The 7,932-nt window shown below is 69.7% G+C and carries 10 protein-coding genes; all 10 read right to left on the bottom strand.

Annotated elements, in window-relative coordinates; all coding sequences use genetic code 11:
* Positions 1 to 1,291, bottom strand: a 1,291-nt coding sequence (locus ACWELJ_RS21410; protein WP_452367896.1) for a hypothetical protein, incomplete at its 3' end; no start/stop codon positions are given.
* Complete coding sequence (locus ACWELJ_RS21405; RefSeq protein ID WP_452367895.1) at positions 1,288 to 2,130, bottom strand: hypothetical protein; 843 nt, start codon at positions 2,128 to 2,130, stop codon at positions 1,288 to 1,290. The genes ACWELJ_RS21410 and ACWELJ_RS21405, both read right to left, overlap by 4 nt.
* Positions 2,127 to 2,765, bottom strand: coding sequence for a hypothetical protein (locus ACWELJ_RS21400; RefSeq protein WP_452367894.1), 639 nt, complete (start codon positions 2,763 to 2,765; stop codon positions 2,127 to 2,129). The genes ACWELJ_RS21405 and ACWELJ_RS21400 overlap by 4 nt, the downstream gene beginning before the upstream one ends.
* 40 nt (positions 2,766 to 2,805) lie before the next feature.
* A complete protein-coding gene (locus tag ACWELJ_RS21395) occupies positions 2,806 to 3,075 on the bottom strand; it encodes a hypothetical protein (RefSeq protein WP_452367893.1) in 270 nt (89 codons plus the stop codon).
* The gene (locus ACWELJ_RS21390; protein ID WP_452367892.1) at positions 3,072 to 3,347 is read right to left on the bottom strand and encodes a hypothetical protein; all 276 of its coding nucleotides are present in this window, start codon (positions 3,345 to 3,347) and stop codon (positions 3,072 to 3,074) included. The genes ACWELJ_RS21395 and ACWELJ_RS21390 overlap by 4 nt, the downstream gene beginning before the upstream one ends.
* Positions 3,344 to 3,643 carry a hypothetical protein gene (locus ACWELJ_RS21385; RefSeq protein WP_452367891.1) on the bottom strand — a complete coding sequence of 100 codons (300 nt, stop codon included), beginning with the start codon at positions 3,641 to 3,643 and terminating at the stop codon, positions 3,344 to 3,346. The genes ACWELJ_RS21390 and ACWELJ_RS21385 overlap by 4 nt, the downstream gene beginning before the upstream one ends.
* The gene (locus ACWELJ_RS21380; RefSeq protein ID WP_452367890.1) at positions 3,640 to 4,326 is read right to left on the bottom strand and encodes a hypothetical protein; all 687 of its coding nucleotides are present in this window, start codon (positions 4,324 to 4,326) and stop codon (positions 3,640 to 3,642) included. The genes ACWELJ_RS21385 and ACWELJ_RS21380 overlap by 4 nt, the downstream gene beginning before the upstream one ends.
* A complete protein-coding gene (locus tag ACWELJ_RS21375; RefSeq protein WP_452367889.1) occupies positions 4,323 to 5,144 on the bottom strand; it encodes a hypothetical protein in 822 nt (273 codons plus the stop codon). The genes ACWELJ_RS21380 and ACWELJ_RS21375 overlap by 4 nt, the downstream gene beginning before the upstream one ends.
* Positions 5,145 to 5,301: 157 nt before the next feature.
* Positions 5,302 to 6,864 carry a cutinase family protein gene (locus ACWELJ_RS21370; protein WP_452367888.1) on the bottom strand — a complete coding sequence of 521 codons (1,563 nt, stop codon included), beginning with the start codon at positions 6,862 to 6,864 and terminating at the stop codon, positions 5,302 to 5,304.
* Positions 6,861 to 7,886: a hypothetical protein gene (locus ACWELJ_RS21365; protein WP_452367887.1), complete on the bottom strand. Its 1,026-nt coding sequence runs from the start codon at positions 7,884 to 7,886 to the stop codon at positions 6,861 to 6,863. Before ACWELJ_RS21365 ends, ACWELJ_RS21370 begins: the two co-directional genes overlap by 4 nt.
* Between the last annotated feature and the right edge of the window lie 46 nt (positions 7,887 to 7,932).

The raw sequence follows: 7,932 nt of genomic DNA, 5'->3' as shown, positions 1-7,932 counted from the left end.
GGCCACCCCCGCCCCCGCCGCTGGGACCGGGTGCGGCGCCCGACGGCGGCCTACTGCCGCCGCCTCCACCGCCGCCGCCGGATCCACGGACCGCGCCGGAACCGTGCGATGAGGCCGCGCCGCTGGGCATGCGGGCCGCCATGCCCACCGCGCCACCGATGGCGCCCATCAGGCCCCCGCCCGCGACAGCACCGGAGATGCCCGAGCCCATCGAAGCCACCGGCGACAGCAGTCGCATCAGCGCGGGCAGCACGAACGCGACGCTGCACAGCAGTGCGATGCCTACCAGGGCGCGCACGGCGGTATCGGAGTCGGGCTGGGTGTTGGAATCGAGCTTGTTGTTGGTGCCCGCGACGGTGAACGCGGTCATGTAGCACAGGGCCGCGATCGGCTTGTACAGCACGAACGCCACCGACCACAGCAGCAACCGGTCATAGAACCCGCGCCCGGTGCGGCTGCCGCTGGCGGCCGCCGCCAGCGGCAGCACCCCGGCCACGACCGCGAGCAGTCCTTGCCGGACGATCGCGAGAACCACCTGCATCAGTCCGGACAAGAGCCCGACAATGGCGAAGATGATCATCAGACCCGGGGAGAACCACGTCAGCGCCTGGGTCTGGATCATGGCCTCGGCAATGCCCTTGGCGTTCCCGTTGGTCGAATCGTCGATCACCCACTCGGAGAACGCATCCGCAGCGCGGGTGCCGCCCACGATGGCGCTGGTCCACACCGCCGAAGACAACGCGGTGCGGAACAGCACCTGGAACCCTTCGCGGGCCTCATCGACGGCGGTGGACATCTTCGCCCACGCCAGCCGTCCCGCGACGAACATCCACGAGGCCGCGAGCAGGAACACCTGAATGTCGTCGGTGTATTCGCGGACCTTCGCAGTCAGGTTCGGCAGGTCTTCGACGCTGGAGTTGGGCACCGAGGACCAGAAGGTCAGCGCCAGCGACACCGCCTGACCGAGGCCGGTCAGCAGCGAATCGACGACCTTGCCGAACGTGGAATCCCACGCCGCATCCTTGACGGCGTTGACCGCGTCACCGGGATGGGTCGCGACGTTGGCCCCCTTGCACAGCGCGGATACGCCGTCGCTCAGGATCGGCAACCCGGGGATGTCGAGGCCCTGCAGGGCATCGTGCGCCTGGTCGCATTGGGTGTTGAAGCCGAAGGTGCTGCTGTCGTCGGCGTGGGCGGCCGCTGGGCCGATCAACGCCGCGAGCACCACCAGGACCAGGACCAGCGCCCACCGCAGCGCCGGAGTGTCGGAAATCGGTCGAACCGTGCTCACCACTGCGTCCACCCCCCGAGGCTGTAGATGGTTTCCTGGGGGACCTTGCGGTCGACGGGAAGGCGAAGCTTCCAGGCAGCGCCGTCCCACACCATCGCGAGCTGGCTCGAGGTCCAGCGAGGTGTGCGGTTCTTGTCCGGCTCGGCCTTGGTCGCCAGCGTCAACACGCACAAGTCGTCAGCCCACGACACGATCCGGAACGCATCCGGGGCAAGCATGTAGCGGGTCGCTGCGTCCGCCAGCCGGTCCGGCACCTTCCCGGCAGCCTTGAGCCGATCGAACTCGGCGAGCTCGGCAGGGGTCATGACAACCATCTGCTCGTGCAGCCGTCGATCGGCAGGGCGAGCCAGTGACTCCCACATCACGAACGACGCCGCCAGCGCCGCACCCTGCGGGGTATGGCTGTATCCGCCAGGCACGCCGTCGCTGATCCGGGTCGGGCCGTCGGAGGTGGAGAAGGGCACGACCACGCCGTAGACGCGCTGCCATCCGCCCTTGTCGCGGGTGCCGGCAGGGGCAGTGGTGAGCCAGTCGGGATCCGACGGCTTGCGCGCAGCCGGGAGCTGGTCGAGGGGTTGGCCATTAGGGTTGTTCGGCATGTCGACCCGTCGGCCGAAGCTGTCGACCTCGGGCGTGCCGAATCCTGTTGCTCCGGTGGCTATTCCGGTCGGGGTGGCACTGGGCGAGGTGGTGGTCGCCGAGTCGGAATCGCTACCGCCACGGGTGAGCAGCACGACCGTGCCGACGACAACCAAGAGAACGACGAACACCACCGAAGCGATCAACACCCAGGACCGACTGTCACGCTCAGCAGCGTTGCGCTCGGGCTGTTCGCTCATCGCTTCGCCTCCATGCGCACCGCGTCGGCAGGGACCGCGTCGAGGGAGCGCACCGTCGGAGTCTGTGAGGCCGGATCCGGCAGTTCGAGCCGCCAGTCCCCGCCGATCCACGACACCGTGGTGTCACTGCCAGCGATGGAGTTGTCCGGGTAGGTGGCGAATACGGTCACCACGCCGTGCTCGGGGGTCCAGGAGGTGATCTTGTAGCCGGAAATGTGCGGCACCGCAGCCGGATCGGTGCGGGTGATGGAGACCCGGGCCCGCGCCAGCACCCACGCGTCCTTGGCCGGGCCGCTCACCAACGACTGAGCGGCTTGGGTGGCCCAGTTCTCATCCGGGGCCAGCGTGACGCGGGTCGAGAGGTTGATCGCGGCCATGGCCGCGCCCTGGGGCGTGTGGGAAAACCCGGTCGCGGCATCACCGATCTTGGCGGGCCCGTCCTTGCTGCTGACCGGCAGCGAAACACCCTGGTAGGTCACCCAGTGCACACTGGCGGGCGCGCTGGTCAGGTCCGGCGGCGCGGGTTTGGCGGGTTTGGCGGGCGAATGGTCGCTCCCGCAGCCAGTGACCGACAGCAGGACCGCGACCGGGGCGGCCACCCAGGCGGCGGCCGCGCGGTGCGCTGATCGACGCATTGCGAAACTCCTTGTGTGAGAACGAAATCCGGTGGCCTTGTCAGCTTCGGACGGAGAAGAGGAAATTGGTCGCGAACAGCAGCGAACTGGAGGCCAGCACACCGGCGCCGAGAGCTTTGACGATCGACGCCGACGCGAAGATGAGGGTGCGGCCGGTCGCCTTGGACCACATCAGGCCGCCCGCCGAAGCGAGCAAGGCCGTCATGCAGACCATCAGCACCACCCACAGCCCGTGTTCGAGCAGGGTCCGCACCTCGCCAGTGACGGTGGCGGGCAATTGCTTTGCCAACACAAGAGTCGTCGGGTTCACAGCGGCAGCACCATCCACAGCACGGCCCCGGTCGCCGCGCTCGCGACACCGCTGAGCAGCAGGCCGACGCCTTCCCTGGTGGTCGCGAATGCCGAGGTGGCAGGCGCGGCACTGCGGCGGCCGCGGATCAGGAAGAACACGGCCGCGACCGCGAGCGCGATGCCGAGCACCACGCCCCCGATGAGGGCGAGTTTGCACATCCACAGCACGTCGGGCTCGGTCATCGGTGGCGGCCCGGTCGGGACGAGTTCCCCGTTTGAGGTGGTGTTCATGACTGCTGGGTCGCCGTGATGACCATGTTCATCAGCCCGCTCGCCGAGACGGCGAACACGCCGCCGATCAGCGAGCCAGCGATGATCTTGGGGGATTCGATCGCGCCGCCGTTGAACTTCTCCCACGCGAACCGGCCGCCGCCGTACATGACCCCGGCGACTCCGGAGATCAGGACGAACCACATGCCGATGCGCAGGAGCATGATGATGCCGTTGGAGCCGGCGGGGGCCTGGGGCGTGATGTTCTGGTCGAGCTGGGCCAGGAATTCGGTGCTGGCCATCAGGTGGGTGATCATTGCTGTTCTCCTTGGGGGTCGCGGTGTGCGGCTGTGGATGTGAGTTCGATCAGGGATTTCAGGACCGATTCGCCGAGGTCGCGCACGGCTGCGAGCGGGTCGGCTCCCTTGGCCGGGCGGTCGGTGCCCGGGGTCCAGGTGGGCAGGGCCTTGAGCTCGGTCAATGGCCAGTCGGGCTGCCAGTCCACGCGCCACAACCCGTTCTCAGGGAGCAGGTCGGAGACGAGGGACAGGTATTGCCGAATGGGTTTGGGTTGGCGTCCGGGCTGATGGGCGCAGGTGATCAGGCCGACGAGCACCGAGTCCCCGGCCTGCCCGCAGCACCATTGGCGCAGCAGGTCGTGCGCCCAGGTCAGGCCCTCCACGGTTTCGCGGGCCACCAGGATCACGAACGGTGATTCACCGCCGACGCCAGCAGGCCAGCGCCGCCCGCAGTCGGCCGCGGGTGCCAACATGTGGGACAGGGTGGACACCCCCGCGCCGCCGTGCGCACCCAGCAGCCACACCGCCGGAGCCCGGCGCTCACGGTGTGGCACTAGGGTCTCCCACACCGGCGCTCGCCGATCCAGCGGCGGCGCGACGACCGACGCGAACGACAGCCCGGAGCGCGGAGACCGCAGCCGGGGCGCGAGCTGCCCGCCGGATTCGACTCGCACCTGTGGGCGGACCTCGATAGCGGTCATTGCGCCGCCCCGATCCGGGTGATGAGGGTCTGACCGCCCACGACGGTGGTAGTGACCAGCTGGGGGTAGCTCTGCACGCCGGTATCGGGGCGAATCTCGGTGACGACCACCGACCACTGACCATCCGGGCCGGGCGACACCGAGACGCAGTAGCGGGTGCCCTGCGGGATGGTGGCGATTCCGCCGTCGATGACCTCGGCCGTCGGCACCAGTGCGTCAGGGGTGGTGAAGCTGCGCGCGACCGCGCCGGAACGGGTCACGTAGTAGGCGTGCTGAAAGGCGAGCACGACATCGGCGGGCGACGTCTTCGCGCCGGTTCCGTTGCCTCGCACGAGATTCGGAGTACGGACCGGATCGCAGCCGGGGCCGCCGCCGAGCACCGGATCCGGTGCGGCCGTCATGGTGACCGCCGCGGATGTGGTGGCGGCCGGGACGGTGGACGGCGGCACCGGAAGCGCCGGAGCCGAGGTGTGGCTGGTCGAGGACATCAGCACAGCCGCGCCGGCGCCCAGGGCCACCACGGCGGCGACGCCACCGAGAACGACGAACAGGATCGGCTTGCGCGAGCGCGCAGCCGCGGGCGGCGTTAGGTCCGGGACCGCCGGTTCGACGGCCGCCGCGTCCTGCAGCCAGGTTGACCATTGCGAGTCGTCTGGGCCAGGCTCAGCGGCCGGTGTGGCGGCCGCCGGGGACCAGACCGCATCACCTGCGGCAGGCTCACCGACCTCAGCCGGTGCGGCCTGATCGGGCTTGAGCCACGTGTCCCACCCGTCGATGGGGCTCGGAGATTGGCCGTCGGTGCCATTGTGCGGGAACAACTTTTGCTCACCTCCCTTTACTGGGGTGGGTTGAGGGATCGGACGGGAAAGTCGAGGGGGTGACGAGGACGGCAGGGGCTGCGACGAAGAGCCTCGAATCGAAGCCCCTGCCGTCGTTTCGGTCCGCCCGGCCCGGTTTTCCGAGCGACCCGTCTTTTCAGTTCGCCGGGGGGGTTCCCGGCGCGGGTGAGGTGCGCGACGGCGCGAGTTCGAGAACCCACGGCGTCTTGGTGCCCGACGGAGCCGGTGAACTGGGCTGCGAGGCAGACGGTTTCGGCGTGCCCGAGGTCGGGACGGCCGACCCGGACGCCTTGACCGAGGCCACGGCCCCGTTGATGTCGCGGGCGGCGGCGACGAGCCAGTCGGCCACGAACGCTGTGGCCGGTTTGCCGTCGGTGGTCACCGGATCGTGCTGGTAGCTGCCGTGGCGGGCCAGCACATCGCCGTACTTGGTCCACGTCGAGGCCAGCAGCATGTCCGAGTTGTCTTTGAGGTTCTCGGTGAAGGCGGTGAAAACCTGGCTGATCAACTTGATTCCGGTGGTCGGGGGCATCAGCTGAGGCAGGGCCCCGACCAGCTTGGTTCCGAACGCCAGCAGCCCGGCCACCGGATCGGCCAGGCCCGCCGTCGCGATCTCGGCGATATTGGCCGGTGTCAGAATGGTTTTCGCGACGGTGATCGCGGAGTTGACCGCGATCGAGCCGACCTTGAACAAGGCGGTGAGCACGCTGTTCGGGTCGAGCTGGCTGCGCGGATCCGACGCTTCTTCCAGCCGCTTGGAAATCGACTTCTTCGGCGAGATGCTCAGGTTGGCCAGCGAGTTCCCGGAGATGTCGTTGTTGACGACATTGGTCACGGTCTTGATGCCGGTCATCGCGAGCGATTGCACGATGGATCCGATCGCGCGAATCGGGTCACCACCGAATTCCGCCTGTCCGGCGATATTGGCGATGGCGTGCAGGATCGGAGCCTTGTCCGGTGCATCGCAGGCCAGATCACCAGCCGCGCAGAACGAAGCCACCCGCCCGGCGAGCTTGCCGTAGGACACAGCCTTGTCGCCTTCGGTGCCGATGCCGCCGCCGCTGGCGGTGGTGGTCAGCGCGATCTGCTCGAGCTCGTTGACCGCGGAACCCGCCGAGCCAGGCGCGGCCGTCGGGCTCTTGCGGTCAGGCGCACCCGGGAAAACGGTCGCACCGGTGTTGCGGGTCGGATCCCCGAACAGCGCCACAGCCGCGATCTTGTCGGCCGGGATCGACCCCTTGCCCGCGCCGACGTTCTGGGCGAACACCGACGCCACGTTCGCGCCCTGCGAGTAACCCAACACCGCCAGCCGCGAGTTCGGGCAGTGCTTCAGGAAGTCGCCCGCCATCTGCGCGAGCTTGGACTCGCCGCCGGTGACGGAGTTCGAATAGCTGGACTGCCCGCCCGGTGTGGCGCCACCGAAGGACGCCTCATAAGGGACATAGGCGCGGTCGACCCGCACCCCGGCGTCCTGCGAGGCCGCCAGGAACGGCTTCATGATCAGGCTCAGCATGCCGGTGTCGGTGGAAGGGGCTGCGTCCGGCGAGGATTCGCCGGTGCCCTGCACGCCCAGGGTGTACAGCACGGGGCATTCGCCCGAAGGCGGTTCATCCGCGGAAGCGGTGCCGGGGGCGGCGACGAGCAATGCGGTCGCCGCCACCGAAACCACCGCTGCGCCGCCGCGCAGCAGCGGGTTCATCCCAACAGCCCTTGCAGGGCAGCGATACCGCCGTTGACCGCGTCGGCCACCGGCGCGGGAACCTGCTCGGCATCCATCACGGGCATCGTGTCGAGAGCCTGGCGCAGCGAGGTGACCACCTGCGCACCGGCCGGGCCCGACGCCTCCACCTGCTCGACGACATCACGGACCGGGGCCGGGGCGGCCGCGGGCGCGGAAACCGGCTGCGGCTCGACGACCGGGGCCGGGTCGGCAACGCCCTTGGCCCCCTGGTCGAGCTGGTCGCCGAGCCCGTTGCCGATCGCGCCGCCGGTCAGCGCCCCAAGGGCGGCACCGGCCACCAGGGCAGGCACGCCCACCACGACACCACCGACCATGCAGCCCACGGTGCCGCCGATCGCGGCACCCAGCGGTGCGGCCGCACCAGCGGTCGGAATGCCGCCGATGGCCGCGCCAGCCAGGCCACCGACCACCATCCCGGCGATGCATCCGCCGATCGCGGCAATCGGGACGCTCACCACGCCACCCAAGTAACCGCCGACGGTGCCACCGGCCAGCGCGGCGGCCGCCGCGTGGTCGGCACGGTCACGCGGGTAGCCGAGCGCGTCGAACAGCGCGGCGGCGTTCCACTCGGCCATGTCGGAGTAGATCTGTGCCTGGTGGACGGCGTCGGTGGGGATGAAGTCGGGGGCGACCACGTTCTGCGTGCCGATGCGCAGCAGGTGCGGGTCGATGACGACCTGCACGGTGGTTTCGGGCTGCGCTTCGGGGGTGCCGGGGTCATCGTGGGTCACCGGTGCCGAGGGCTGCGGCGTGATCTGCTGCTGGGGGCGCGGGCGCGGGGGTGCGACCGGGATTTCCTGGGTCTGCACCGGGGCGGGGACGACCTGCGGCGGGGTGGGCGGAGTCGTCACGCCCGGCTGGTCTCCCGAGGGCCCGGTGACGCCGGGCTGATTGGGGACGGCGTTGGCGACACCGGCCGCGCCGAGCAGCATCGCGGCCGTGGTCGCGAAGGTGGCCGCCGCGCGGGCGGTGTTGCTCACCGACCGGTGCGCGCGGTGCACACCGCCGGCGCGACCAGGGCCGGGC

This window comes from Nocardia sp. NPDC004582 (assembly GCF_053602115.1).
This window is presented reverse-complemented; position numbering and strand designations above follow the sequence as displayed.

What these genes read in the sequence shown, in the direction of transcription:
- ACWELJ_RS21385 (WP_452367891.1), bottom strand. Translation starts at nt 3,643, where the DNA reads ATGATCACCCACCTGATGGCCAGCACCGAATTCCTGGCCCAGCTCGAC.
- ACWELJ_RS21400 (WP_452367894.1), bottom strand. Translation starts at nt 2,765, where the DNA reads ATGCGTCGATCAGCGCACCGCGCGGCCGCCGCCTGGGTGGCCGCCCCG.
- ACWELJ_RS21405 (WP_452367895.1), bottom strand. Translation starts at nt 2,130, where the DNA reads ATGAGCGAACAGCCCGAGCGCAACGCTGCTGAGCGTGACAGTCGGTCC.
- ACWELJ_RS21390 (WP_452367892.1), bottom strand. Translation starts at nt 3,347, where the DNA reads ATGAACACCACCTCAAACGGGGAACTCGTCCCGACCGGGCCGCCACCG.
- ACWELJ_RS21380 (WP_452367890.1), bottom strand. Translation starts at nt 4,326, where the DNA reads ATGACCGCTATCGAGGTCCGCCCACAGGTGCGAGTCGAATCCGGCGGG.
- ACWELJ_RS21370 (WP_452367888.1), bottom strand. Translation starts at nt 6,864, where the DNA reads ATGAACCCGCTGCTGCGCGGCGGCGCAGCGGTGGTTTCGGTGGCGGCG.